This window comes from Marinobacter nanhaiticus D15-8W (genome assembly GCF_036511935.1).
Taxonomy (GTDB): domain Bacteria; phylum Pseudomonadota; class Gammaproteobacteria; order Pseudomonadales; family Oleiphilaceae; genus Marinobacter_A; species Marinobacter_A nanhaiticus.
This window is the reverse complement of record NZ_AP028878.1, coordinates 4,812,988-4,839,045: the sequence shown is the minus strand read 5'-3', so window position 1 is coordinate 4,839,045 and position 26,058 is coordinate 4,812,988. Positions and strand designations below refer to the sequence as shown.

Annotated in this window: 23 protein-coding genes; 9 read left to right on the top strand and 14 right to left on the bottom strand. The window is 59.3% G+C overall.

Annotated features, from left to right (window positions below; translation table 11 throughout):
- Positions 1–110: 110 nt before the first annotated feature.
- Positions 111–1,007, bottom strand: a complete 897-nt coding sequence (locus tag RE428_RS21760; RefSeq protein ID WP_004580055.1) for a LysR substrate-binding domain-containing protein — start codon at positions 1,005–1,007, stop codon at positions 111–113.
- Positions 1,008–1,108: 101 nt separating this feature from the next.
- Here RE428_RS21760 and RE428_RS21755 point away from each other — a divergent pair, with 101 nt between their 5' ends.
- Complete coding sequence (locus RE428_RS21755) at positions 1,109–1,735, top strand: LysE family transporter (protein ID WP_004580056.1); 627 nt, start codon at positions 1,109–1,111, stop codon at positions 1,733–1,735.
- A gap of 321 nt (positions 1,736–2,056) precedes the next feature.
- On the opposite strand, the gene RE428_RS21750 is transcribed toward RE428_RS21755, so the two are convergent.
- The 4 genes from RE428_RS21750 to RE428_RS21735 form a co-directional block, all read right to left on the bottom strand.
- Positions 2,057–4,333, bottom strand: a complete 2,277-nt coding sequence (locus tag RE428_RS21750; protein ID WP_004580057.1) for a phosphatase PAP2 family protein — start codon at positions 4,331–4,333, stop codon at positions 2,057–2,059.
- A 370-nt stretch (positions 4,334–4,703) separates the two neighbouring features.
- Entirely contained in the window at positions 4,704–6,173 is a 1,470-nt protein-coding gene (locus RE428_RS21745; RefSeq protein ID WP_004580058.1) for a sensor histidine kinase, read from the bottom strand.
- A 54-nt stretch (positions 6,174–6,227) separates the two neighbouring features.
- On the bottom strand, positions 6,228–6,911 hold the full coding sequence (locus tag RE428_RS21740) for a response regulator transcription factor (protein WP_004580059.1): 684 nt from the start codon (positions 6,909–6,911) through the stop codon (positions 6,228–6,230).
- Positions 6,912–6,971: 60 nt separating this feature from the next.
- A complete protein-coding gene (locus tag RE428_RS21735; RefSeq protein WP_227500193.1) occupies positions 6,972–7,967 on the bottom strand; it encodes an endo alpha-1,4 polygalactosaminidase in 996 nt (331 codons plus the stop codon).
- A gap of 231 nt (positions 7,968–8,198) precedes the next feature.
- Between RE428_RS21735 and RE428_RS21730 the strand changes: the two genes are divergently transcribed.
- Complete coding sequence (locus tag RE428_RS21730; RefSeq protein WP_004580061.1) at positions 8,199–8,429, top strand: DUF6429 family protein; 231 nt, start codon at positions 8,199–8,201, stop codon at positions 8,427–8,429.
- A 170-nt stretch (positions 8,430–8,599) separates the two neighbouring features.
- Here RE428_RS21730 and RE428_RS21725 read toward each other — a convergent pair whose 3' ends face one another.
- Complete coding sequence (locus tag RE428_RS21725; protein WP_004580062.1) at positions 8,600–9,478, bottom strand: carbon-nitrogen hydrolase family protein; 879 nt, start codon at positions 9,476–9,478, stop codon at positions 8,600–8,602.
- 18 nt (positions 9,479–9,496) lie between these two features.
- The gene (locus RE428_RS21720) at positions 9,497–10,870 is read right to left on the bottom strand and encodes an APC family permease (protein ID WP_004580063.1); all 1,374 of its coding nucleotides are present in this window, start codon (positions 10,868–10,870) and stop codon (positions 9,497–9,499) included.
- Between the two features lie 280 nt (positions 10,871–11,150).
- On the opposite strand from RE428_RS21720, the gene RE428_RS21715 reads away from it, so the two are divergent.
- Positions 11,151–11,960, top strand: a complete 810-nt coding sequence (locus RE428_RS21715; RefSeq protein ID WP_004580064.1) for a helix-turn-helix transcriptional regulator — start codon at positions 11,151–11,153, stop codon at positions 11,958–11,960.
- A 138-nt stretch (positions 11,961–12,098) separates the two neighbouring features.
- Here the strand turns inward: RE428_RS21715 and RE428_RS21710 are convergent, their stop codons facing one another.
- The 5 genes from RE428_RS21710 to RE428_RS21690 all read right to left on the bottom strand — a co-directional run bounded on the left by RE428_RS21710 (position 12,099) and on the right by RE428_RS21690 (position 17,933).
- Positions 12,099–13,052 carry a hypothetical protein gene (locus tag RE428_RS21710; RefSeq protein WP_004580065.1) on the bottom strand — a complete coding sequence of 318 codons (954 nt, stop codon included), beginning with the start codon at positions 13,050–13,052 and terminating at the stop codon, positions 12,099–12,101.
- 459 nt (positions 13,053–13,511) lie between these two features.
- Complete coding sequence (locus RE428_RS21705) at positions 13,512–14,342, bottom strand: alpha/beta fold hydrolase (RefSeq protein ID WP_004580066.1); 831 nt, start codon at positions 14,340–14,342, stop codon at positions 13,512–13,514.
- Positions 14,336–16,120 (bottom strand): putative bifunctional diguanylate cyclase/phosphodiesterase, encoded by a 1,785-nt coding sequence (locus RE428_RS21700; RefSeq protein WP_004580067.1) that lies wholly within the window; start codon positions 16,118–16,120, stop codon positions 14,336–14,338. The genes RE428_RS21705 and RE428_RS21700 overlap by 7 nt, the downstream gene beginning before the upstream one ends.
- Positions 16,121–16,269: 149 nt before the next feature.
- Entirely contained in the window at positions 16,270–17,409 is a 1,140-nt protein-coding gene (locus RE428_RS21695) for an MFS transporter (RefSeq protein ID WP_004580068.1), read from the bottom strand.
- The gene (locus RE428_RS21690; protein WP_004580069.1) at positions 17,406–17,933 is read right to left on the bottom strand and encodes a TetR/AcrR family transcriptional regulator; all 528 of its coding nucleotides are present in this window, start codon (positions 17,931–17,933) and stop codon (positions 17,406–17,408) included. The genes RE428_RS21695 and RE428_RS21690 overlap by 4 nt, the downstream gene beginning before the upstream one ends.
- A gap of 128 nt (positions 17,934–18,061) precedes the next feature.
- On the opposite strand from RE428_RS21690, the gene RE428_RS21685 reads away from it, so the two are divergent.
- Positions 18,062–18,754 carry a class I SAM-dependent methyltransferase gene (locus RE428_RS21685; RefSeq protein ID WP_004580070.1) on the top strand — a complete coding sequence of 231 codons (693 nt, stop codon included), beginning with the start codon at positions 18,062–18,064 and terminating at the stop codon, positions 18,752–18,754.
- 4 nt (positions 18,755–18,758) lie between these two features.
- Here RE428_RS21685 and RE428_RS21680 read toward each other — a convergent pair whose 3' ends face one another.
- Positions 18,759–20,183, bottom strand: coding sequence for a sodium/glutamate symporter (locus RE428_RS21680; RefSeq protein WP_004580071.1), 1,425 nt, complete (start codon positions 20,181–20,183; stop codon positions 18,759–18,761).
- A gap of 392 nt (positions 20,184–20,575) precedes the next feature.
- Here RE428_RS21680 and RE428_RS21675 point away from each other — a divergent pair, with 392 nt between their 5' ends.
- From RE428_RS21675 to RE428_RS21655, 5 genes are all read left to right on the top strand, one after another.
- Positions 20,576–21,664, top strand: coding sequence for a Solitary outer membrane autotransporter beta-barrel domain (locus tag RE428_RS21675; RefSeq protein WP_004580072.1), 1,089 nt, complete (start codon positions 20,576–20,578; stop codon positions 21,662–21,664).
- Between the two features lie 91 nt (positions 21,665–21,755).
- Complete coding sequence (locus RE428_RS21670) at positions 21,756–22,394, top strand: glutathione S-transferase family protein (RefSeq protein WP_004580073.1); 639 nt, start codon at positions 21,756–21,758, stop codon at positions 22,392–22,394.
- Positions 22,395–22,602: 208 nt separating this feature from the next.
- Positions 22,603–23,016 (top strand): VOC family protein, encoded by a 414-nt coding sequence (locus tag RE428_RS21665; RefSeq protein ID WP_004580074.1) that lies wholly within the window; start codon positions 22,603–22,605, stop codon positions 23,014–23,016.
- 190 nt (positions 23,017–23,206) lie between these two features.
- On the top strand, positions 23,207–24,103 hold the full coding sequence (gene bla, locus RE428_RS21660; protein WP_004580075.1) for a class A beta-lactamase: 897 nt from the start codon (positions 23,207–23,209) through the stop codon (positions 24,101–24,103).
- 283 nt (positions 24,104–24,386) lie between these two features.
- Entirely contained in the window at positions 24,387–25,511 is a 1,125-nt protein-coding gene (locus RE428_RS21655; protein WP_004580076.1) for a fatty acid desaturase, read from the top strand.
- On the opposite strand, the gene RE428_RS21650 is transcribed toward RE428_RS21655, so the two are convergent.
- Positions 25,508–26,044 (bottom strand): DUF5615 family PIN-like protein, encoded by a 537-nt coding sequence (locus tag RE428_RS21650; RefSeq protein WP_169334055.1) that lies wholly within the window; start codon positions 26,042–26,044, stop codon positions 25,508–25,510. The two genes, RE428_RS21655 and RE428_RS21650, sit on opposite strands and share 4 nt — an antisense overlap.
- Between the last annotated feature and the right edge of the window lie 14 nt (positions 26,045–26,058).

Sequence of the window (26,058 nt, the reverse complement as noted above, 5' to 3'; positions counted from 1 at the left end):
GGTGCCCATTGCCATCGGCGTTGTGAGAGGCTGGCTACATGATCTTCAGAGCAAACGTTCAAATTTAATCAGCATCACGAATATTAGTGGCTTGTTTAGCCGGAAAGACTCTAGACGGTATCGAATTGCTCTAGCGGTGACGCTTGGGTGCTGAGCCAATCCATTATGCGTCGTGTCTGCCCGACTTGGTCTTGACGTCGTGGCGTCAGCAGTACGTAGTCCACGCCGGTCTGCGACATGCCTAAAGGCGCGATCAGTCGGCCAGCTTGGAGGTCATCGTACACCAACGGCAAAGGGCCAATGGCGGTACCCAGTTGGTCCAGGGCGGCCTGCAGGGTGAAATAGAAGTGGTCGAAGCTTTGCTCGCCGGCGGGGCAGTAGGGTTTATTGGCCGCTGTGCACCAATCGCTCCAAGCGGATGGACGGGTTCGGGTATGCAGCCAACGGGCCCGGCTCAGATCCTGGCCGAGTACGCCGTTCCAGCACTCCGGATGGCACACCGGTCCGGCCAGTTCCGGGCACAGCATTTCGATTGCTGCATCTTTAGGCGTCGCAAAGTCGAGTCGGCGGATAGCCAGATCGCAGCCGGTTGCGTCCAGGTCGATGGGGCCGCCGGCGGTACTTAGTTCTATCTGCAGCTCGGGGTGACTCTGCCGCAGACGACCCAGACGCGGCATCAGCCAGCGCATGGACAGCGACGGTTCACAGGAAATATGTAGCACTTGGTCGAGGCTGCCGTTTCCGCTGGTCTCTTCTACCGCGCGATCCAACTCGGCAAAGGCATTGCGCGTGGCCTCCATGAGCCGGTAACCGGCAGGCGTCAAGCTCACCCGTCTGGCGTGACGTACGAACAGTGTCGTACCGAGGTGTTCCTCCAACTGCGCTATGGCTCGGCTGATGGCGCCGTGGGTTAGGTGCAACTCCTCCGCTGCTCGTGTGAAGTTATTCAGACGCGCGGCGGCCTCGAAAGCGGGCAGACCGGGTAGAAGTCGGCGTCGGTCGCTCATCGGTGAGTTTGCCTCACAGTTCAGGTTAGAAAGTTTCGATTCTGCGCTATTCCCCGATCTCTCACAATGCTCCTTTTCAATATGAGGGGGGGAAGTCTGACATGTCATCTGTGTCGGTTGAGTTGGTTGCGGTTGCAACCGTTACCCTGCTCGCGGTTATGAGCCCGGGGCCGGATTTCGCTTTCGTAGTGCGCCAGTGTCTTACGCGCGGCCCTCGGGCTGGATATCTCGGTGCGGTGGGGATCGGGCTTGGAATCGCGGTGCACGTGAGTTACACCTTGCTGGGTTTCGGCTTGCTAATGGCACAGCACGCCTGGTTGGTGGAGGTGATTCGCTATTTGGGCGCAGCCTACCTTATCTGGCTGGGGATTGGCGCGCTCTTGCCTTCGTGCCAAAAGGCTAATTCCAGCCCCGCCGATCAGCCGCGACGGTCGAGTGACACCTGGTTGCTTTGGCAAGGCGTGCTTTGCAACGCTTTAAATCCCAAGGCGATGCTGTTTGTCGTCGCGCTTTTCAGCCAAGTGGTTTCGTCGAACACGGCGGTGTCAGTGCAGGTGGGATACGGGCTGTTCATTGCGCTGGCGCATGTCGCTTGGTTTTCGTTACTCAGCCGGCTGGTGGCGACCCAGGGAATGCAGCGTCGCTTAAAGTCATTCGGGCGTTTACTTGATAAGGTCGTCGGCGCCTGTCTTGTTGGTCTTGGGATACACATGGTCGCCAGCAATTGATTCGCTCGGAGAGCACATCGTAGCGCTCGGGCAACAGGCAAGACCTGAACCCGCACTAAGTGGGGATCTCGCGAGTACCTCTCAGCAAGCGAAAACGCACGTTTGAGGTCTCACGTCATATCGTGTGCTGATCGGTCTTTTCCTAGCGCGACCAGGCGGAGGGATTATTAAGGTAAAACGTTGGTGGGGATGCGGGTGTTTATCACTATGAAGCCATCTTTTGGTAAGCGGTGCCGGTAGCCCCCTTCGTCAGACATGTCCTGATGTCTCTTCTCAACGCGATGGCCCCAGTGGATAGGGGCCATCGTGCCCGTCGAACAATCAGGGGTTGAGTGTCGCGACAATCTTATTGTCGTCGTATTGCAATGACACGGCGTAGGCTCTTCCCTCGTTGTCCGTAGCAGCTGCGGTGCCGAATTCGCCTTCGACATGATCAGCAGCGATAACGGTGTAGCGGGTTTCACCGGACAGTCTCGGAACGGTCAGTTTCAGCGCGCCGCCATTGAGGAAGACGCTGCCTGCCGCCTGCACTTGTGCACCCCTGCCAAGATCCAGCGATAGCGTTCCCGCTTTCTGTACGTAGTCAGATACGGTCAGCGCGCCTTTTGAGCCCTTGTCCTCGATAGATACGTCGACGGTGCCTCCCTCCTGGTACAGGGTATGGTCACCGAAGGCCGTCGAAGAGCCAGCCACCAGGGTGCCACCGACCAGCAATGTTCCGCCGGTGTAGGTGTTGTCGCCCGTCAGGTGCAGTGTACCGGTGCCGTCCTTGCGTAAACGGCCCTTGCCGGAAATGTCGTTCCGCCAGTAATCGTTCGCGTTGAAGCCGTCGTTGTCGAGCCCATCCATATAGATGTCGACATCGCCGTCGAATGCACTATAGCCGTCGGCGGCGGCGACCAGATCAAGTCGTCCCCAGCCATGGGATTCAGAGATGACGGGATAATTCGATGCGATCTCGGTTGTCGCAAGGACGGCCCGGCGCTGTTGCCCGTCAAGATACGGGAAGCGGGACTTCAGCAATATTTCGGCACCCTTGGGGACTTCAGGCTCCCTGGCGGGTTCGTCGAGCTTGCTTAAGCCGTAGGTCAGGAATGCCCTGTAGCGTGCTTTCATCGCGTCGTGGGATTCGGCGTCGAAATCGCTTTGGGCCCACGCGTAGACGGAGTCGTAACCCGCCGCTTTAGCCTGCTCGGACAAGTAGGCCTCAGCTTGCGAAACGGCCGCGTCGGCGCCCTCACGATTTTCCGGGTCGTAGATCGCTGCTGCGGTTACGGCTTCAGCCATAATGCGCCCACCGATGACGTCCAGAGGGGAGTGCATGCCTGCGACGATCCGGTTGTGCCCAAGCTCTGCCGCCCGCGCAACCATCTCCGCGAATCGCTGCGGCATGGCATAGGCCATGCCCAGGCCCCGGTCATAAGCTTCAGTGGTATGGCCGCTGGGGAAGGCGCCATCCTTGGCTCGGCTGGAGACCCAAGTGCCGGTGCCATCGAAATCGCCTGAGTAGGTACCGTCGCCGTTGTCGGTGTAGGTGGCCCGGCGCACGCACTTGAGGCCGGTAATGGGCTCGACCAGGGGGTTGACGGGGTTTTCGTAGTACTTGGTTTGGGTGCTGCCGTCGGGGTTGTAGCAGGTATGTTCCTGCAGGTTGCTCTTGTCCTGTCCATTGAATGAGGCCACGGAGTAATCGTCGGCTTCGATACGCCAGGGGCGGGGAGACTGGAAGTGGTACTTGGGGGCTTCCGTGGATGCGCCGTAACCGGCGATGACGTGCAGCAGGGAGACCACGGCATCGAGGTCGTGACCCGTTTGGCCGTAGTTTGTTCCCCCTGAACCACCGTCGCTGATGGTGTTGATCAGCCGGCTCTCGTCCATGATCGAAAAGGAGGTCGAGGTGCCTGAGGCTGGGTCGTACATAATCTGGTTCACGTTGTCGCTGTCCCTCGACAACGTGGTGACCGCATTGGCGCCCTTACGGTAGGCGCTGGCCAGTGGCCCCAGGCCGGAAGTGATGCTGTAGCCTTTTTCCCGCTGGTCGTCCAGGTAGGCGAAGCGCTGGATATCCGCCTCGGCGCGGATGGTGTCTGGCGTATCCTGCCCCTGGCGGGTCAACGTTTTGACGTAATCGAAGTTTTCCTTCCAGATCTTCATGTCGAGGATTCGAGCGTTTTCGAAGGTGACCGTGCTCAGCACCTCATTGGTCTTTTTAGTGGCCCCGCCATTGACGCCGGTGTAGCTGAACGTGCCTTCCGAGCTATTGGCCTCCAGGTTCTCGGAGCCGTAGGTTGACCATGTGTCGTCCCCCAGTGTGTAGATCTTGTCGAACCCCTTCAGGATCTGAAGCATGGGGGCGTAGGTTGGACTGTAGGCGATGGCGTAATTGTTGTTATTCGTTTCGGCGAGGTAGCTATCTACAACGGCCTGTTCGCCCGCACCAAGCTGCGGTTCGCCGATCGATTGGCTGTAACCCAGGCCTTGCGGAAGGCTCGGTTCGGCGCTGGCGTCGTCATGGTGACTATCGCTGTTACAGGCTGACAATGACACCGCCAGGGCGATCACGGTGACGTTCCAGAGTTTCGCTTTACAGGGCAACATCTTCGTTCCTTTTTAAGAACGCTCAAAAGCGTGTCGGGATGGGCGGGGACTGGAGCCGATGCATAGCGAGTGGCTTTGACGTACCAGGCGAAGCCTTTGGTGGTCCGAAAGCGAGAACCGAGCGCTCCAATCTGGAGGCGAGCTTGCACGAGGAATATGACAACCGAGTTAAAAGAAAAAGTTATCTATAAACATATTTTGATAATTTAAAAGTATAACTATTTGGAAAGCGAAGTAGAAAGGCGTTCAAACAGCAGGGAGTGTCAGCGTAGGGTTTGGCCGGTCGTGATTGGAAGACGACTTGTAACGGCCGAAGGTCGATGGCCGCCTTGCAAAGGAGATCGAGCGAGATCGCCGCGCGCCGAAGGCCTTATCCCGATGACAGCGTGATGGTAAGCGTGTGCCTGTTATCCAGGTCCGCTTTCAGTGACAGGTCGAGGCTCAGGCAGGCTTCCCGTGTAATGGCGAGTCCGAGTCCATAGTGGTCGCGTTCGGAGCGCGATGCGCCTTTACGCCAGAACGGTTCGAAGAGTTGGGCCAGGTCCGCCTGCTCGAGGGACGGCGCCGGGTTGGTCAGCGTCAGGTCAAAGCTGGTCCCCGCAGGCCTCAGGCAAAGCGCGACACTCGAATACGGTGGCGCATGCGCCACTGCGTTGCCGATCAGGTTAGCCAGGATAATCGTGAGCAGCCCCTGGTCGGTCTCGGTCGTGATCTCTTCAGGTATCGTGGTGTCCAGTCGGAGACTGCGTTGTTCGGCGCGGGTGCGGAGGCTTTCGATGTGCTGTGCGACGAGCCTGTCCACTCTTACCGGTTTTCTTTCTGGCACGCTTTGCCCTGACTGGAAGCGGGCCAGCAGTAGCATGGCGTTGACCAGATCCGCCATGGAGTGGGATAGCTGGTTGGCCTGCTTAACGGCGTTGAGCAGGCGCTCGGCGCGCTGGGCGTCGATATCGTCCCACGTACTGTCCGGAAGTTGAGCCGCTCGAATGTACAGGGCGATATCTGTCGCGGTACGTAACTCGGCCAGGGGAGTCCTGAGTTCGTGGGCCACATCGGCGGTGAACCGGCGCTCCCGCTTCAAGTGCTGCTCCAGCCGATCCAGCAGGGCGTTCAGGGTCTCGACAACCGGTGAGATTTCCCGTGGCCAGGTTGCGGGCGGCGAAAGTTGTTCGCTACTGGTGCGTATCGCATCGACCTCGCCCGCCAATTGTCCCAGCGGCTGGATGCCTCGCCCAACCGTTGACCTGACCACCAGGAAGCACAAGGCAGGTAGCAAGCCGGCAATCGCCAGGCTCCAGCGCTGGAGCAGGCTCAGCGCGCTGTCCAGGGATTTGCGTTCGCGGACGACCAGCAGCTGTACTGCCGTCCTCTCCACCGAATCGTCTACGACAAGATCAGGCTGTTTCTCGACCCAGCCCCATTGGGCATCGATGCGTTGGAATACGGCTCGGGCGGGCGTTCCGTCCGGAAGGTTGAGGTTGTAGAAGTAGGGATCATGGCCGGGAGGTTTGGGCGGGTAGGAGAGCCGCTGGTTTACTTCCTCCAGCAGGGGGGACTGGTCGATGACCTTGTCTCCCGTTTCGTTCCACACCTGAAAGAGGCGAGTACCGCCGTGGTTATATTGGGTGGCGACGTCGAAATCCAGGTCAACGTAGAAGTCGCCATCCGGCCAGACCCGCGAGACGCTTGCGAGGCTCTGGAATTCCAGGCTCAGGTCCTGGTCGAACTGCTCGAGCAGGGCCTCCCGGGCAATCCAGTAGGTGGACCCGCAAAGCGCGAAGCCAAGCAGGCTGACCCCGAAGAAGGTGAGCCAGGTGGTTGTGGCGCGAATGGATTTCAATGGACGGCCTCTAAGCGAGTCGGTGGCACAGGCATATGGTCAACGGGTGTGGTCTCAGGATTGGCGGATCTGGTAGCCCCGGCCCCGCCGGGTGGTGATGAGTGACGGTCCTTCGTCATGATCGATGAGCTTGCGTAAGTTGGAGATAGCGGAGTCCACCACATTGCTCATCGGTTCAATACGCTCGTCGTAAATCTTCTGTTCGATTTCCTGGCGGGATACGATTCGGTGGCGGTTGAGCGCCAGGCACTCCAACAGCGCATATTCCCGGGGCGGCAAATTGATGGCACGTTCCCCCAGGTAAACCTGTTTCCTATGCAGGTCGATGCTGAGTTCGCCCAGTTGGAGCAGGTTGCTGGCCGTGCCGCCACGGCGACGTATCAAAGCCTCGATGCGGGCGAGTAGCTCGTCAAAGTCAAACGGTTTGGGTAGGTAGTCATCAGCGCCATTTCTCAGACCCTGAATGCGGTCGCTGGTCTCATCCCTTGCGCTGAGCATCAATACCAGTGTGTCGTTGCCGGAGGCTCGCAGGCGTTGTAACAGTTCGAAGCCGTTGAGCCCTGGCAACATGATATCGAGGATGATCAGGTCGTAGGGCTGGTTATCGGGCGAGCCTTCGGCCAGCCACAGGCCTTCCTTGCCGTCGGCGGTTGCGTCAACGACGTAGCCGCAGTCCGTGAGGCCTGTGACCAGGCTCTGGCGCAGGATATCGGCATCTTCAATAACAAGTAATCGCATGGTCTGTTTGTCCTAATCGCCAATCCAAGGCACGTCCCTGTGCCATGGCGTCATTGCTGTCTAGTTACTGCAGGCGAGGGCGCTCGTCCCGTCAAGATCGTAGCCCCGGCTCCAAAGCCCCGAGATGCCCGCATTCAGGAAGTAGGGGCAGGCGTTATTCAGGAACTCGGTGCGGGTGAGCTCGCCCTCCGAACCCTCTTCATAGTACTCCTGGTTGAACACGGCTTTGCCGGCGGCCAGGAAGGTATCTTCATAGAGTACGCACTCGTTGCCGTAGGCGTAGCATTGTTCGTTCACGGCGAAGTCGAAGTGTTCCGCCAGTGCATCCAATTGGTCGAGATCGTTCTTGAGCCCAACGCTCAATCCGCGGTCATGGGCGGCACCGGCTAGCCATGTGTTGTAGGCCAGTTGGTCGGCGGCGCTAATCAGCCCACGGGTTTCATCGTCATTCAGGTAGGCATCGACGTTATCGGGTTCAACGGCGTCGCAACCGGCGTCACGCGCCCGATCGAGTCGGGCGGCCATAATGGGCTTGATCGTCTGCTCCAATGCGCGGGCGTTGCTGATATCCAGCCAGGTTTCACCGGGCCACTGCTGCATGTCGCCGTCGGCGATGACGGAACCCTCGGCAAACTGCTCTGCGTCAGGCCGCCAATCCTCTAGGGTCCCCGCACTAAAATAGCAGATGACTTTCTTGCCGTTGTCTTTTAGTTGCCGGATCAGACTATCGGAACCACCCTCACTGCCTTCGAACAGATCGATATCGAAGGCGGTTACGTCCTGGTTGATGTCCAGGTTGTCGTAGTTCTGGAGCTGCCAGGCCCAGGTTGTACCAGGTGCCGGGAGCCAGCGACTGTCCTTTACCGGAACGGTTCCGATGTCCTCGGGTGTATCGGCTGGGCCTCCGGTTGCATCGTCCTGTGTTTTCGCCTCTGAATCGCAGGCGGATAGCCCCAGGGTAGTGACGACCACCAGGGCGCGTAGGACAGGCGAGAACGCCGGGTTTGGACGCAGCTTGGCGTCAGCGGCAACAAGGTTGGACATTCTTCTGGCCACGGTCTATCTCCAGCATGGCAAATGAGGAACCGCCATCCTATGCGGGCAAAGCTTACGGAAACATTATGCTCTGGAAGGTGGTGGCGGCGTTCTTACTTTGGTCCGAGCAAACTGGGTTGGGCGCCCGGTCTGGGACTTTGCAACAGCTGTGGGTGCGTTACCCTAGCGGTGGCGCAGCGACGGAAAAACCACGCTGTGAACATTCATACCTGATCCTGTGAGGTGACACTGGTGGAAATCGACGAGAACAAGATCGACGAAGCCGTGCTGGCTTTGTTGTACCTGACGTTGCATGACGATGCCCGGGCCTGGAAATCGTTCGACTGGGATGCCATGGGTCGGCTTCATGATAAAGGTTTTATTCATAATCCCGTCGGTAAGGCCAAGTCGGTACTGTTTACCGACGAAGGTCTCCAGGAGTCTGAGCGTCTGTTCCAGAAGCTGTTTGCCAAAGAGTCTTGATGAGGCGGGCGCGCTGATCGAGCGATAACTGCCGATGCGGGCACCGTAGCTTCGAATTGGGGAAACGTGTCTATTAAGCGGTGTGGGAATTCCAGGAAGGTGTGGGAGCAAATCAGGTCTTGGCTTTTGTCCGGCGCGAGCAGTCACCCAGCAGCCAAGACCCGAACACACTAGCTCATCTTCTTCGGATCCAACCGTCCCTCATACATCGGCAGCTCCAGCACCGGATCGTCCGCCCGGAACTGCGACCACATGCGGTTCAACCCGGCGGTGCCGAAAGTACGCACCCGCTCGACCTCTGAGAGATTCAGTACATCGGTGAGAATGCCAGCCGTCGCGCCGGGCATGGCAGTGCGCACGTGGCCTTCAGGATCGACGATGAGGCTTTGCCCCATCCCGGCTGGCTCCGCCATATTGGCGCTGACGACATAGACCTGGTTGAAGATCGAGGTCGCCCGCACCAGCACCTGCTCCTGCGTCCGGTCGCAGGTGGTGGTGGCAGCCTGGTTGATGATCACCTCGGCACCCATCCAGGCGAGCTGGCGGGATACTTCCGGGAACCAGATGTCGTAGCAGACCGCCAGGCCCACCCGCGCCACGCCGGGTACGTCGAAGACCACAAACTCGCTGCCCGGGCGGTATGGCTCGAATGGGCGCCAGGGGAAGCACTTGCGGTAAGCGGCCACTAACTCACCTTCCGGCGAGAACACCGGGGCGGTGTTGTAGAGATGGCCATCCTCTCCGCGTTCGCACACGGTGCCCGGTAGCAGCCAGATGCCCAGTTTCCTGGCGATGTACCCCAATCGCTGGATGCGCGGACCCGACATGGGTTCCGCTGCGGCCTCAAGCTGGGCGGTCCGTTCTTCCGGCGTGCCTTCGGCGCTGCACAGGTGCAGCTCCGGGTAGACCACCATCCGGGCCTGGCTGAAATCCGGGCCGAAATCGCTCAGATAGGTGGCGATCTCGTGCTCGAATCCATCCAACGCGGCGGCGTCTCCAGGCTGTCGGGCGGGGGCCTGGACCAGCAAAAGGGGCAGAAATCTGGACATGGTATTCCTCGTCAATCGTTAGACCGGCTCGGCCGCGCGGGTGTTGGTGTCGGTGTCGTCTTCACTGAAATCCACCTCCGGCGGCTGGCGTGTGAAGAAACGGGTCAGGTAGGCGAGGTGGGCCAGGCCGATGGCCAGCCAGATGAGGCCCAGCACGACGGCATGGATATCTAGCTTGGTCATGAGCCAGAGATTCACCGCCGCACCGATGGCCGGCACGACCACGGCTTTCAGTGCACTGTAGTCGGCCCGTGTCTGCGCGTTCCTGAAGTACATGACGATCACCGACACATTGACCATGGTGAAGGCGATAAACGCGCCGAAGTTGATGAACGATGCAGCGGACAACACATCGAGGAAGAGCGCCACTATACCAATCACGCCGGTAAGGACGATGCTGAAGACCGGTGTGTGGTAGCGGGGATGCAGCGAGCCGAACAGCCGGCGGGGCAGGACGGCATCACGGCCCATGGCGAACAGCAGTCTCGATGCACTGGCCTGCGCCGCAATACCGGAGGTGAACTGCGCCAGGACCATGCCGGCGAGGAAGATCGCGCCAAACAGGTCCGCGCCGATCATCGTCGCAATCTCGAAGGCGGCGGAGTCCGCATCGTTGAAGGTCGCGCCCGGATGCACGAGCTGTGTGGTATAGCCGACCAGCACATAGATGCCGCCGCCGATCAGGGCGGTCAGGATGATCGCCCGCGGAATATTGCGGCGGGGATTGATGGTCTCTTCGGTGAGTGTGGTCACGGCATCAAAACCGAGGAATGAATAGGCGGCAACGGCCGCGCCAGCCGCGATGGTGGTGAAACTGGATTCGGCATTGAAGAACGGCGTCAGGCTGAACAGGGCATCGGTACCGCCGTCGGCGAACACATGGCGCAGGGACAAGACCACGAAGAATACGATGACCAGCACCTGGAACACCATCAGCAGCGAGTTGACCTTGGCCGCCAACTTGATGCCATAGACATTAAGGATCGTGGTGATGCCGATAAAGCCCAGCAGGAAGGCCCAGCTTGGCACCTCCGGGAAGCGCGCGTTGAGGTAGGCCGCGCCGATCAGCCAGATCACCATGGGCAGGAAGAAGTAATCCAGCAGCACGCCCCAACCGACCATGAAGCCGACCTTCGAATCGATCGTCTTGCGCACGTAGGTGTAGGCCGAGCCCGAAACCGGGAAGGCACGGGACATGATGCCGTAGCTATAGGCCGTGAACAGCATGGCGATGGTGGTGATGATGTAGGCGGTGGGTACCGAACCGTTGGTCGTACTGGCCACCACGCCGAAGGTACCGAGGACGATCAGCGGCGTCATATACGCGAGGCCGAACAGCACAACGGCCCGTAACGATAAGGTTCTCTCCAGTTTTACTCTGTCTTCTGACATAACCCGTCTCCACAATAAATCGTGGCGCGCCACTGGACAGAAACCACGGCCCGGTCTTGCGCCCGTTATAGGGATGCCGTACCGGCAGGGTGGGTCCTGTCGAGAGCCACCAGCGGCACGCCTTTTCTCGTTATCGTTGACCGCAGGCCGTTTTATTGCCGGCCATGCGGCGACACAGCTAGACTGCAATACGTAGTAATCACAGTGTCTTTAAACGGTAACGAGACGACGTGGGGGCGCATATAACCCCAGTGTGGTATGTTTTTGCGAGCGGTACCCCGTGAAAGATAGCGATAACGACAGACTCCTGGCCCAGGCCATCCAATCCCTGGGAACGCCGGACTTCGCGCAGGCCTATGCGTCGCTGCTGCGAATCCATGCCGCCTTCGACAACCTCATCATCATTGCCTACAACGGCGAAAAGCGCCCCACCGTGCTGTATCGGGAATTCACCGACCCCATCGTCTACCAGCCGATGGACGACGAATACCTGGGCAGCGCCTACCTGCTGGACCCGTTCTACCACCAGCACCGCAAGGGCGATACGCACGGCATCATCCGCCTGCGGGACATCGCGCCCGACCACTTTCGCCGCACCCAGTACTATAAGACCTACTACAAGCAAACCACCCTGCTGGACGAGATTGCCGTGTTTGCCACGCTATCCGATGCCGTCACCATCACCACCTGCCTGGGCCGGGACCGCTCAAGCGGTGCTCCGTTCAGCAAGAAAGAGATCCAGACATTGCAGGGTCACGCCCGCGCCCTCAGCGTGTTGGCCGAGAAGAACTGGCAGGACTTCCAGCCCGAGGACAATCGCTCCCACGAACCGGCTCCGCTGGGTGATCGACTGAGGGAGGTGTTCAAGCGTCAGCATGACATCAAACTGAGTCCGCGGCAGGCTGAGGTGGCGCTGTTTATCCTGAGGGGACATTCATCCCTGTCGATCGGGCTGAACCTGGGCGTGAGCCCGCAAACCGTCAAAGTGTTCCGTCGTCAGCTGTATGCCAAGTGTGGGATTTCGTCCCAGGCCGAGTTGTTTTCGTTGCTGATGCCGCTGTTTGCGAGGCTGACGAACGAGGGGGAGTAACCGGGAAAAATGTGCGGCGGAATGCGTGTCGTGCCGTAGCGTCGAACTGCTCCAGGCGAGTTCTGAAGAGGGTAACGGTCAAAGCCGTGTGGAAAAGCGTGGCAATCCAAGCTGGGATTGCCACGCGCCTGATACGAGTTACTCTGCGGGAGAGAACTCGATGTCGTCACAGCTGTCGTAGCTGGCCACGAGCTGGTCGTTGAGCCAGATCGCCATCGCTTGTGCGGTACCGCTGGCGCTGGGGCCGTAGCGGAACTCGGCAACACCATCGCTCTCAAATCGCATGACCCCGTCGGTTGGACAAGTGAAGTCATCGTTTAGATAGGTGATTGGCGTCGGCGTTGATACTAGGACGTAGCCGCCGATAGCCGACCCAACCCAGCGACTTGAAACATCAACAGTGATGTCATACTCGTCGCCGTCCTGTTCACTCTTCTGGTCGACAAGGGCTACATACCGGTCGCCTAGTTGGAACTCAAAGGGCGCAATCCCGAGGACGACATGATAGCGGGCATCGGTGGCATCGGAGCTGTAGGACTCGTCCCGCTCAAACCGGCCTTTTAACGCGAAGGTTTCCCCGGTGTTCTTCACCTCGCCCGTAATGTCGTAGAGTTGATAGCCTACCCACGCGCGGTTGATGGCCTTCTCGTCTTTCAGGTTTTTGACTTCACGATAACTGCCACTGAACAGAAGCGGGCCATAACCTGCTACGTCAACAACGCAGTTGTCGAATGTAAAACTGTCATCGACGTTAGGCGTAGACGCGTTTTCAACCAGCGTCGTCGTGCCGCCTCCAGGGCATGCTCTGGTGTACGGGGCTTCGAAAATCGCATCGATTGCCTTGTCCTCAATGATGTCCATCACCTCAAAGGCTTCGTTCAGGTCGGTATTCAGTTGCGCGATGCTATCGATGTCGGTATCTGTCGAAATAGTCACGGTCTTGGACGCGTAGCCCTTGGTATCCAGGGAAAGCTTTGTACCCGGTGAGGTCTCCTCACCACCGCTATCGCTACTCCCGCTGCCTCCGCCGCCACAAGCAACCAACAACAACGTACCTGCAACGACGGCCCCTGAACGAAACAACCCTTTCATGTTTTTCTCCTGATGGGATCGGTTAAAGACCGACCGACTTCTTAACGGGGATATCCCCAGGAACAAGGCCCAAACAACCCCCTATGGAGGTGTAGAGCGAGCAACTTTTGAATCCAGACTGAACAATCTGTAGGACGGGCTTGAGGCGGGTAGTGGTGTTTCAGTTAACTGAGGGAAGTCCTTTCCCTGGCGTTATCCGTCATCCCTGACCGCTTGGTCGTGCAGATTACCGATCTGTAATGGTCGGCAACTTTATTCCAATTCCGATAATAAAAAAGACGCTTTGCGAACTATATCCGGCGGTTTAACGTTGTTTTTTGTAATGAGGTCAGGCCCAGCGATATTTCGTTGCCGGATAGCAGGGTCAGGAACTCTGTCAGGTGCATTCGCTCAACGGGTCGCGCGAATGCTTAGGCCCCTCTCCCAAAGACGCTAGGGGACGGTTGGTCCTTTTCGCCTTTACGGTTTGGGTATGGGCGAGGAGCCATCCAGATAGGCATGGATCGCGTCCAGCACGAGCGAAGGGTGCGTCATGTGGATACAGTGGCCCTGGGTGTCGAGCACGTTCAGGGTGCTGTGCGGCATTTGGGCATGCATATAGTGGCCGACGCTCTCGTTGGCCAGGGCATCGTCCTTGCTCTGCAGGATCAGCGCTGGCTTCTGGTTTTCTGCAAGCCGGTGTCGGTAATCGGAAAAGAAGGTCGCTTCGGCGAAGGTCCTGGCCACTAGCGGATCGGTGGAGCAGAAGCTGTCTGCCAGTTCGCCGATCAATTCGTCTGATGCGTCCATGCCCATCACAAGAGGCGCCAGGTAACTGGCCCAGCCGATGTAGTTCTTGTCCATGAGATCGATGAGTTCTTCCAGGTCCGAGCGTTCGAAACCGCCGTGATAGCCGGGCGGGTCGTTGAGGAAGCACGGCGACGGGCACACCATGATCTGACGGGCGAAATGTTCAGGCTCCGCGAGCGAGGCCAGTAGGCCGATGGTGCCACTGACGGAATGCCCGACGAAAGTGACGTCGGCGAGCTCAAGGACCTGGCAGATTTCGTTGACGTCCCGGGCATAACCTTCCAGCGTCCGGTAACGTGACTTCTTGAACGCCGATAGCTGTGATCGCCCGGAACCGACGTAATCGAACAGTACGAGGGTATAGCGGTCGCTGAGTCCACGGGTAATATCGCGCCACATTCGCTGGTCACAGCCAAACCCGTGGGCGAGCATCAATGTCTGGGGGCCGGACCCGATGATGTTGACGTAATTTCGGGTGACAAGCTGTTCTTTGGTCAGCAAGGTGAAGGGTCTCCGTGATGGTTTGTATCGGCATCCTGGCTGTCTGATATACCAAGCTTGTCCTGGAATGCATATCCGTACCAGGTGCGGATCCAGGGCTCGAGATCCATGGCCGGCATTGGGCGGGCGATGTAGTATCCCTGTCCCCACTCACAGCCCAGTGCAATGAGTTCAACGGCATGTTGGCGGGTTTCGACGCCTTCGGCGATCACGTTGCACTGGAAGGCCTGCGCAAGGCCAATCACGTCCTTGAGAATGGCCATGTCGCCCTCGTTCTTTGCCATATCCTTCACGAAGCTGCGATCGATCTTGAGAGTGTCGACAGACAGGTCCCGCAGATGCCCCAGCGTCGAATAGCCCGTGCCGAAGTCATCCAGGGACACCTTGATCCCCATCTGCTTACAGGCCAACAGCACGGAAGAGACGTGGTGAATATCCTCGATGGTGCTGGTTTCCAGTATTTCCAGCTCGAGGTGGTGCTTGAGTGCTGGTGGGAATGTCGAGAGTAGTTGTCCCAGGTTTCGGAGGAAATCAGGGTGCTGCAGATGGTAACCCGCGATATTGACGCTGATATCCAGTTCCAGGCCCTGCTGCAGCCATGCCTGGAGTTGCTTGAGCGCGGTGGCAAGGACCCATTCCCCCAGGCGGACGCCCACCGACGTGTCGTTGACGACGGGGAGAAAGGTGCCAGGGGCTAGCCGGCCACGGTCCGGGTGTAGCCATTGCAGGAGAGCTTCGGCACCCAGCATCTGGCCGGTCCGCATATTGACCTTGGGCTGGTAGAAGAGTTCGAACTGGTTTGCGTCGATGCCGGCCCGGATAGCAGCCAGTTCGTCATTGTGGTTACGCAGATGCCTTTCACGATCGACATTGAACAGGTGCATCTGGTTGCGGCCGCCGATCTTGGCCTGATACATCGCATGATCGGCCTGGCGGACCAACTGGTCCGGGGCCACCTCTTCCGCCTGGGGATAAAAGGTAACGCCAATGCTGGCGGAAATACCGACCGTTATAGCGTCGATCTCGAAGGGTTCGGCAAGCTTGGCGATGAGTCGAGTCAACAACGACTCGCTGGCGCGGTTTGTGAAATCGCCGTCCATAAGGAGAACGAACTCGTCACCGCCGAAGCGTGCTATCAGGTCGTCGCTGCGGAGGTTCTCGGACATCCGTCTGGCCACCTGGCGGAGGAGCTTGTCGCCCGTTGCATGACCGTAACGGTCGTTGACGTTCTTGAATCCGTCCAGGTCCAGGAAGGCCAGCGCGAATACTGCCTGCGAGGCTCTCCCGTTCTTGATTTTCTGGTCGAGATGGCGGGTCAGCGCGGCACGATTGGGCAACCCCGTCAGCTTGTCCGTGAACGACAGGGTTTGCAGCATGGCGACCTTTTCCTGCAACTGCTGCCGGGTCCGTGTGAGTTCCTGGAGCATGCTGTCCCGTTGGCTGGCGTCGGCGATGCTCCAGTAGATGGTATTTTCGGTCTTGGTGTCGAGTCGGGCGTTCACCACAACCGGTCGGTTGTCTCCGTCCGCCGTAACAAGGCCAAGCTGTATTTCGTCGCAGCGTCCCTCGCGCATCAGCAGTGGCAGCACGTAGCTTTCGTAGATGATCTGGGATGCTTTGCTTAACAGACTGAACAGATCTTTGCCGACAAGATTCGACGCGCGGTGGCCGTAGTACGCCTTAACATAGGCGTTAGCACACACAATCTTCCTTTCGAGGTTAGAGACCAGACAGCCCGCAGGAAAATCGTCGAGGGAGAAGGGTATCGGCCTGTTCATTGGGGCTCCGGACTTCACAACACGGATACCAGTTTCCAGAATGAAAGGAAATGGCAGGCGGCACCATTATGTCTATAAACACTGGGTCATGCGAGATTATCACTGTAAAGAATTATTCTGAATGTACCAATATACGCCGTGATGCGCGATTAACGCAGCTGGGCTACGACTCGGTTGGCCCGCGCAAGCCCAGCGACGAGACCCAGGCAGGCAAAGCTCACAACAGCGTAGTCTGGACCAAATTGCTCCAGGAGAAAGCCGAAGACGGGTGCTCCGACCGTCTGCCCGATAGCAATGGTCAGGAATGCGACCATCAGCCCTGTCGCCGGGCGATGGGGTAAGGCGGTCACGCCCCAGACCAGGTAGACGCCGGTCAACATGACGTAAGCCGCACCGAACAGCGCGCCTCCCCCAAGGGTTGTTACCGGTGTGGCGAAGCTGGCACCCGCCTCGAGGATGCCGGCCGCCATGGTCGCGAGGAAAACCCAATGCACCCGGTCGATTCCGAAGCGCGATACGAGTGCGCCCGCCCCGCCGCCAGTAATACCGGCGGCGCCGATGGCGACCCAGAGTGCGCCGATGCCTGTCGCTTCCCAACCCAGCCGTAAGGTGGCGAGCTTGCCCCCAAAGGACCAGAGCGCGGTGCTTGCAGCGCCCATAAGGAAGGCGGCGCCAATCAGGCGGGCGACGTTGCTGTCGATAGGCGGTATTACGCCTGCCGCTGCGCCCGATCGACCGGGTGCTGCAGGAATGCTGCGCGCGGCGGCGACAGCCAGACCCAGGGCGACGACCGCAAAGGCGACGAATGCCAGGCGCCACTGTCCACCAATGAGCAGTGCAATCGGTCCCGATAGCGCCACGCCGGCGCTGGTGCCTGCGTTGATGACGGTATTGGTGGCGTCCTGGCGGTCTCGCCGGACGGCAGCGGCAACGGCGACGGCCATGGGGGGCGAGGCAAGCCCGGTGCTCGATCCCGCAAGCATGACAGCCCCGGCGAGCGACAGCGCATCCGGTGCCAGTGCAATGCCGGCCATACCCGCTGCCGCAACCAGCGCCGCGCCCACCGAGACAGCCCGTGGGCCGACCCGTTCGGTGAGGTAGGCCGAGGCGACGATGGCGATGCAATAGCTGAGGAATGAACCCCCGGCAATCACGCCGGCAAGCGTCGACCCGAGTGCGAGATCCGAATCGATTTGCGGCAGGAACAGACCGAAGGCGAAGCGTGCGAAACCATAGCAGACCGCAATCAGGCCGAAGCCGACGGCGCCGAGCCGCAGGGCGGGACTCATCGTCGCGCCTGCTCGATGAGGATAGCTGCGGCCTCCCGCGCTGCTGTCACCGCTGAGGACCCCCGATAAACTGCGGCCGACGTTGCGCCTTCGAAGAGAACCAGGATCTGTTCGATCAGCGCCTCATCGGCGGCATGCCCAAGATCCAGGGCCAGGATGGCAGCGATACGCTCACGAAACATCGACTTGTGCGTCGTAAGGGCCGCCTTGATCTCAGGGGTGTCACCGCCGGTCTCGCCGTGGGCGCGCAGGAACAGGCAGCCCCGGGCGCCTTCAACCCGCACCCAATCTTCCAGTGCCACGAAGAGCCCGTCCACGCTCGGTACGTCGAGGCATTGCATGAAACGGCGATCACGCTCGGAGAGCACAGTCGCTATAAGCGCGGTCTTACTCCCGACGTGCTTGTATACCGTGCGGCTCGACAGGCCCGCTTCCCGCGTGAGCCGGTCCATCCCGGTGGCGGTGAAGCCGTGACGGTCGAACAGCCGCTCGGCAGCGCTGATGAGCTTTGTTCTGATATCCATGGTCGCGAGTGTAAAGTGATCGTTTTACATGGTCAATGCTCGAAAACTATACAGCCGCCACGTAAAAAGGGTTTGGGCATGGGTATCTTTCAACGTAATGTCTTCAGAGAAGCGGAGGAGAGAGCAGCGTGGATCCGTTCAGCGACGAGAAGGTCATCGATGCCTGGTCCAGGAATGCATCCCAGTGGACGGATGCTGTTCGTGGCCGGCATATAGAGAGCCGCGAGCGGGTCACCAATCGGGCGATCGTCGATGCGGTTCTGGGGTATTCACCGCAATCCGTCCTTGATGTCGGCTGCGGCGAGGGGTGGCTGGTCCGCGCCCTGTCAGAGCGCGTGAACACCGTGGTCGGGGTGGATGCCATTCCCAGCCTGATCGAACGCGCGCGGGCCGCCGGCGCGGGTGATTACCGGCAGGCCACATACGAAGAGATCGCCTTGGGGGCAGTCGATGGCACGTTTGACGTCGTCGTCTGCAACTTCTCCCTGATTGGCAGGACATCGGTTGAGCAGCTTTTCAGCGCGATACCCTCGCTGCTGTCTCCGCAGGGCGTCTTGATCGTCCAGACACTGCATCCAGCATCGTCCTGTGGCGATCTACCGTATCAGGACGGTTGGCGGGAAGGTTCGTGGGCGGGTTTTGGTGCAGGGTTTACCGACCCAGCGCCCTGGTACTTCAGGACGCTGGGCAGTTGGGTGGCCCTCTTCCGGGAAAGCAGGTTTCAGCTGTTCGACATGCGCGAACCGATCCACCCAACGACCTGCAAGCCTGCCTCGGTAATTTTCATTGCTGGGCTGGCGAGGACGTCCTTGCCTGGCTGACGCGCTACTCCTTGAGCCTGCCGAAGTAGAGTAGCCCCGATCCAATCCCCACAATCACCAGGGCCAGCATCACGCCGAACAGGGGCCAGGGCCCGAAGTTGTAGATAACGGGTAGCGCGATACCGGTAATCAAACCGCCACCGAAGAAAGGTTCGAATACCATCTGCTTGTAGCCGAACGCCTCGTAGGCCGGGGTCTTGTTGTCCGGATCGGCGATCTTCATCAGGATCAGGCCGGTAGCGGTCACACCCATGGACTGGCCGATGTCGCCGATACCGCGTTCGAACCAGTATCTCGGGATGACGCGCGGTGCAAGGAACAGGAACAGGCAGACGTTCCAGGCGATGCCCGCGACACCCAGCAGGATGAAAGGCATCAGGTTGGAGGCGATGACTGCCAGGGACAGGCTGGCGATTGCTGCGGCGATGAGGATATCGAGTGCGATGCCCTGTATCCGGACCATCGTCTGGCGATCCAGCAGATCGTTCCTGTCGATGCGTGTGAGCACTTGCTGAACGATTAGTCCGCCAATCATGGCCAAGGGGAAGAGTGGTACGGCGCCCAGCAATTCAATGCCGTCTTCGCCGGCACCCCAGGTGTGTTCCTCGATCCAGATCAACCCTTCGAGAATGCCGACGCCCACCAAAATCGCCATGGCGACGAACGCGAAATGCAGTGTCAGTGGTTCGATCGATTCCGAGCGTACGGTCATGCCGCCGGCAGACACAGGGCGTTCATCCTTGTGGATCAGGCCCCGCTGCTGGCTGTGGGGGATTTCGCCGACGTCTTTGTCCAGGACGGCGCTCTTGCCGTTACGCACCCCCCAGTTGATAAGGATGATGCCGCCGACAATGCCGGATATGACACCCACGGTCGCCATGCCGACGGCGAGGTCAGCCCCTTCGGGGAAGTCGAGGTCCGCGAACACCTCTTGCAGACCGGCGGCCGTCCCATGACCGCCCTCGAAACCGATCTCGATCAGTGCGCCGGCCATGAGCGGTAGACCGAAAACCGGTGCCAGGACCAGCGCGGCAATCAGGATACCGATGACGTACTGACCCGCGCCGAGTGTTACACCAAACGCGAGCTGGGGCCCCGCGAGGTTCCAGACGTGTTTCCATTTCGGTAGCGGGACCCCCAACAGTAAGGTGGCAAAGACCACGTTGATCAGTAGTCCCGGCAAGTCGCTCCAGATTTCGAGCATTGATTCGGGAATCGCGCCCTGGGCGAGGGGGGCTTCGGGGCCAACGGTCGTGCGCACCAGAAGGCCAAGGACGCCGGGACCGAGAATGAGCCCAATAGCGCCGGCAAGGATCGAGGCGGGGAGGAAGAGCTTCTGGGCGGGACGCCAGTTCATGCGTACCCATTTGCCGAGGAACAGCAGTACGGCAAGGATTAACAGGGCAAAACCAATCTGATCGGCGCTCATTGCCTGTCCTTTTTCGTTTTATCTGGATTCCGATTCCGCGGGCGAAAACGTAGGCGCTCGGGGTATCTCCTCTGGTGTGGTATCGGTGTTGCACTGTGCGAAGGGTCGATCGGCAATACCGCGACGGACTCATCCAGAGTCTGAACATGCCGTTAAACCCGTTACCCCCAACCTATATAAGAGCGGTTTGAAAAACTCAAGGAAGAACCGGATTCGTAAAGAAATGGCAATGTGTTCGTTTTTTCTGTTGTGTTCTGGGCGAGTCTTTAGCTCTGTTTATCGACAGTTCGCCTTCTTCTGCACTAGCCTCAGAGATGTAGGCCTCTCCCCAATTGAGGTTTCAGACTCCTTGCACCAAGTCGCTGTCTGGTGCCTACCCAGGTGACGGAACGATGGCTACGCAAGAACGCATGGAAACGCGGAATGAAGCGACCGACCGGGCCCTGTCTTCCTTTTGGGGCAGGGCGGCCCTTCGGGTCCAGGTACCGCTCATTGTATTCACTACGCTGCCAATGGCAGTGCCTGCCGCTGAATCGGGCGCCGTATCCCGGTCCGCGGGGCAGCAAATCGAGTCCGTAATCGAGACCTCCCTGATCCTGACCGATAAGGATGCCGTCAGTCTCGGCGCGTTGCAGTTCGATCCGGGATCTTTCGTGGGGCTGGACAGCGAGCAGTTCGGCTCATCGGAATCGGTGAACCGTCGGCGCAAGGTCAGGACGTTCGTGTTGCCCTGGCATTGGAAAACGGAGGAGGTCGAGCAGGGTTTCTCGAAGTACATTCGCGCCAGGCTGATGTACTTCCAGGCCGAGCAGGACGTTGTCTACCGGCCGCAAACACCACCGGAACAGTCCTCGAACGAGGCCAGTGATACCAGCAAGAGCCGTGTTTATGGCGGTTTTCTGGGTGGTGGCGTCAATTACAAATTCTCCGAGCACTGGAAAGCCTCATTCGGTGTCGGCGCGCATCTGGTGCGCTACCAGAACGATCACGACTACAACAGCATCTATTCCCAGGCTGCTGCAGCGGACGTGGACGGCCTCTTGTTCAACAGTAGCGTTACTGCACTGGTGGGTTCGGTCCGCACCGACCTGACTTACAAGAGCCAGGCGGAGTCGTTTCCCTGGCACGTGAGCAGCACCTACACCTACTACGCCGGCGATGCGGTGAGCTCGGGCCGCGCGGCAGACGAGGTTGAACCGGAGACCTGGAGCTGGGTTAACGCGGCATACATCCATGCGGACCTGCCGCAAATCTCGGATGTGGACAACCGGCTGCGCTTCTCCGCCAAGCGTATCGACGTGGGCGGTGAAGTCGCACGCACGTTGGCCACGGACAACTATTACGAGTTTGGCATTGGCTGGCTGTTCGATATGTCTGGCGGGTCGTCGTGGGTAGACAATATTGGCGCATCGGCGTCGGTCAATGTGGGCAGTGCGCTCAGCGGGGGGAGCGTGTCGATTCTGTATAACGAGGAGTGGTGACGGCGGCACGTCGAGGAATACCGTCCAATTCGGTACATCTCGTCTATGCTCTAGTTTCCGTTCCCACAGATCACGTCACAAGGAGACTCCCATGGCGCTGACTGAATCCCCCGGCTGCGACCTTGTGTTCTACACCCACCCCATGTCCCGCGGGCGAATCGTTCGCTGGATGCTGGAGGAAACCGGAGCGGATTATCGCCAGGTGCTGCTGGGCTACGACACTTCGATGAAAGAAAACGATTATCTGGCCATCAACCCGATGGGTAAGGTGCCGGCCATTACCCATAAAGGACACGTGGTGACCGAGTGCGCGGCAATTTGCGCCTACCTGGCCGATGTGTTTCCCGGGACGGGACTGGCGCCGGCATTGAACGAGCGCGCGGCCTATTATCGCTGGCTGTTCTTCGCCGCCGGTCCACTGGAGGCAGCCGTCGTTAACCAGACATTGAACGTGAGTATTAGCGAGGAACAGCAACGAATGGTCGGGTATGGCCACTACGATCTGGTGGTCGATACGCTCGCTACGGGCCTCTCCGGAACGCCCTATATTGCCGGCGACAGCTTTACCGCTGCGGACGTTTATGTGGGCGCCCACGTAATGTGGGGAATGCAGTTTGGTTCCCTTCCCAAGCGCCCCGAATTCGAAGCCTATGCGGCCCTGCTTGCCGATCGCCCGGCCTTGAAGGCGGCCCAGGCTATCGATGACCAGCTGGCGCAGACCGAAGAATGAGGGGCTGCGCTCTCCCTCTCGGATATACGTTGACGACAGCCCCTGGATAAATCAGTGAGGCGTTGAGTCGCCCATTTAACCACTACCGGCTTCGGGCGGCAGGGTCCAGAATGAAATACGCCCGCTTCGGTGCGGGTGTCTGGTGCTTCCAGGAGGACGCGGTTCCTGGGCTGTCGCGGTTCAATCCATGTTTATAGGGAGATAAGACATGAACGAACTTGTTCCGATTCCCCACCTTGTGGTTAACGATGGTGAAGCGGCCATCGCGTTCTACGCGTCGGCGTTTGGCGCCAAGCTGGAGGAAAAATACCCCGCCGAGGACGGTCGGCGGCTGATGCATGCCCACCTGAAATTCGGCACCAACGGCGACCTGTACCTGCATGATGAATTTCCGGAATATGGCGATTTCGGTGGTGCCAAGGCCCCGACGTTACTCGGGGGAGTGAGTTGTACCGTCCATTTGAACGTGCCTGACGCCGACGCCATCTGGAAGCAGGCGGTCGATGCCGGGGCCGAGATCATCATGCCGCTGGACAACCAGTTCTGGGGCGACCGCTACGGCCAATTAAAGGATCCCTTCGGGCACGTCTGGTCGATTGGCGGGCCGGTGACGGAGGAGTGACGGCCTGGCGAGTCAGCCCCTTTTAACGTACCTGTTGCTGCGCCTCCGCTGTGGAGGCGCAGGTCTTGCCACATTTGATCCATAATTCATCCCGATTCCATCCCCACTTCAGTCTGCCGTTGGGTTAACCTGCCGCTCCGATCCCGTCCGCTCATGGCCGAGACCTGCATTGGTTAAGGAGAAACCCAGCATGCAAACCCGACCGGCTCTCACTTTGGCGTCGTTTCTGGTCTTTCTTTTCGTGACCACCATGGCGGTGGCACAAACCGAGCTCTCCCGGGCTGAAGCCTTCACTCATGCCGTGGCCGACCTCGAATCAGCCAAGGGCGGCCGGCTTGGTGTGGCGGTGTGGGACACCGAGACCGGGGACCGCTTTGGCCATCGCGCCGACGAACGCTTCGCCATGACCAGTACCTTCAAGTGGGTGTTGGTGGCGGCTGTCCTGTCCCGTGTGGATGCAGGTGAAGAAACGCTGGATCGCCAGGTTCGGTATGACGACAGCGATATCCTCTCCTACGCGCCTATCGCCAAGCAGCACCTGCCGGAGGGCGAAATGACGGTTGCAGAGCTGAGCGATGCGGCCATTCGCTACAGTGACAACACCGCCGCGAATCTGCTGCTGGAAACCTTGGGTGGCCCTGAGGGCCTGACCGATTACATGCGAACATTGGGGGATGAGGTCTCCCGCCTGGACCGGTACGAGCCAGAGCTGAATGCCAACCTGCCCGGCGACGAGCGCGATACGACTACGCCGTCCGCAATGCTGAATGCCATGCAGGCGGCCCTGGTAGGTGATGCGTTGTCCCCGGCATCGAAGAAACGCTTGCACGACTGGCTGATCCGCAATACCACCGGCGACGCCAAGCTGCGTGCGGGACTTGATCCCGATTGGACGGTGGGCGACAAGACGGGTTCCGGAGCGCGGGGTGCGAGCAACGATGTGGCTATCGTCTGGCACTCGGACGGTGGGCCTATCCTGATTGCCGTGTACTACTCCGATTCTGCTCTATCCAACGAGGCCCAGAGTGCTGTCCATGCCGAAGTCGGACGGCTGGTAACCGCAACAGTGCGGCATGGAAATGACTGACGGAGCCTCGTGTCTGTCACAAATTGTTTCCCAAAACTCCAGGACTTTCGTACCAATCTGGTGCAGGGCGTGTTAGTTTGGCCTCGCGATTACCTGATAATGCAAACCGATTTCAATATCAAATGAGTGCTTGGCGACACATTTACAAAAGCATTTATTTCGTCTTTGAGCTCCGAGTGGGGTGCAGTCAGGATCCGCAGGGCTTTCGCAGGAACGGGGGCCTCGGCGTTTAGCGCCGTAAAGGAGGGATAAAAACAACAACGACGCTATGAGATGTTAGCGCATGGGTTCTATTCAAACGCTCGCCAAGGAAAAGAAGATCGTCGCCGAATTTTCCGGGAAGAGCGACGCCATCGCCCTGGGCCAGATGGCCTCCACTGTCGTTCCCTACCTTGCCGTTTGGTACCTGACGATCCAAAGCCTGTCGATATCCTATTGGCTCACCGCCGCCTGCGTTGCCGTGCTTTGCCTGTTCCTGCTGCGGGTGTTCGTGCTGATGCACGAGGCTGGGCACAATTCCCTGTTCGCTACCCGTAAATACAACCAGGTTGCGGGGTTCGTCCTTGGGGTGATCTGCGGCATGCCGCAATACGTTTGGTCCAAGAACCATGCGTTTCACCACGCCACGAATGGCAACTGGGACCAGTACCGTGGCCCGCTCGCAACCCTTTCCGTCGATGAATACAACGCCCTGTCGCCCAAGCAACAACGGATGTATCGGGCTACCCGCAACATCTTCGTGGCGCCGGTCGGCGGCTTTCTCTACCTGATCTTCAACCCCCGTTTCACCTGGATCAAAGGCAGCCTGATGCTGCTCAGCCATATCGTCAAAACCAAGTTGAAGCAGCCGACCACGCCGATCCGGACCATCGCCGGCAATTTCGAGTGCCGCTACTGGAAGACTTGGAAAGACTATCGTCACATGAGCGGCAACAATGTGGTGCTGCTGTCGATCTGGTTGATCATGTGCCTGGCGGTCGGCCAGGCCGCCTTCTTCACCATCTACCTGATCAGCCTGTCGCTGTCAGGCGCTGGCGGCATCATCCTGTTCACCGTGCAGCACAATTTCGAGGATGCCTGGGCGGCCGACGAGGCGCATTGGGACTACAACCGCGCCGCTGTGGACGGTACCAGTTTCCTGGTGGTGCCAAAGTGGCTGAACTGGTTTACCGCCAATATCGCCTACCATCACATCCACCACCTGTCCGCATCGATTCCCAACTACCGGCTGGCGGCCTGCCACGAGGCTTATAGCCACCTGTTCGAGGACGTGAGGCGCGTTTCCCTGAAAGATATCCCGGCCGCTCTGAAGAACAACCTGTGGGACGTCCGCAACCAGCGTATTACCTCCGTTGCCGCGGTCAGTGGTGTGGCGCAGCGCGGCATCGTCTCAGAGCCCTCCATCTAGGCGGACGTCGGTGTGGCATCAGGGAACCGACGCCAGCGGCCGAAACGCTGGAGCTTCTCCCGCATACGTTTCACATGACTGCCTTCCCAATAGGTTTGCTCACAGTAGGGGCAATGACAGAACACCTTTTGCCAGGCATAGGGCGGATGTTCACGGCCGGGCAGGTTGCCTGGTTCCAGTGGTGTATTGCAGCGTTTACAGCGTGAGAAGGGCGCGTGGTGCCAGTCCAGGTTGAGACGGCGGGTCAGTTCCCTGAGGTTGGCTTCCAGTCCATCGCTGGCAAGGTAGATAACGTGCTGTGGGGCGTCCCGGTGTTCGAGCAGTTCGCGGTCCCGGGTAATGAGCCACCGGTTCTCGGCGATGGCGGCGGCGAGGATATCCCGGTCCTGCGTGCCGCTGGCGGGTAAGGTGGTGTCATAACCGGCCACGCGCAGCCACTGGCCAAAGCCACGCAGCATCTCGTCGCAAAGGAATTTTGGCGTGTGCAGAGGGCATAGGGCGCCCTCTATCCACTCATTATGCGCTTGGGCCATGACAGGGTCAGCCG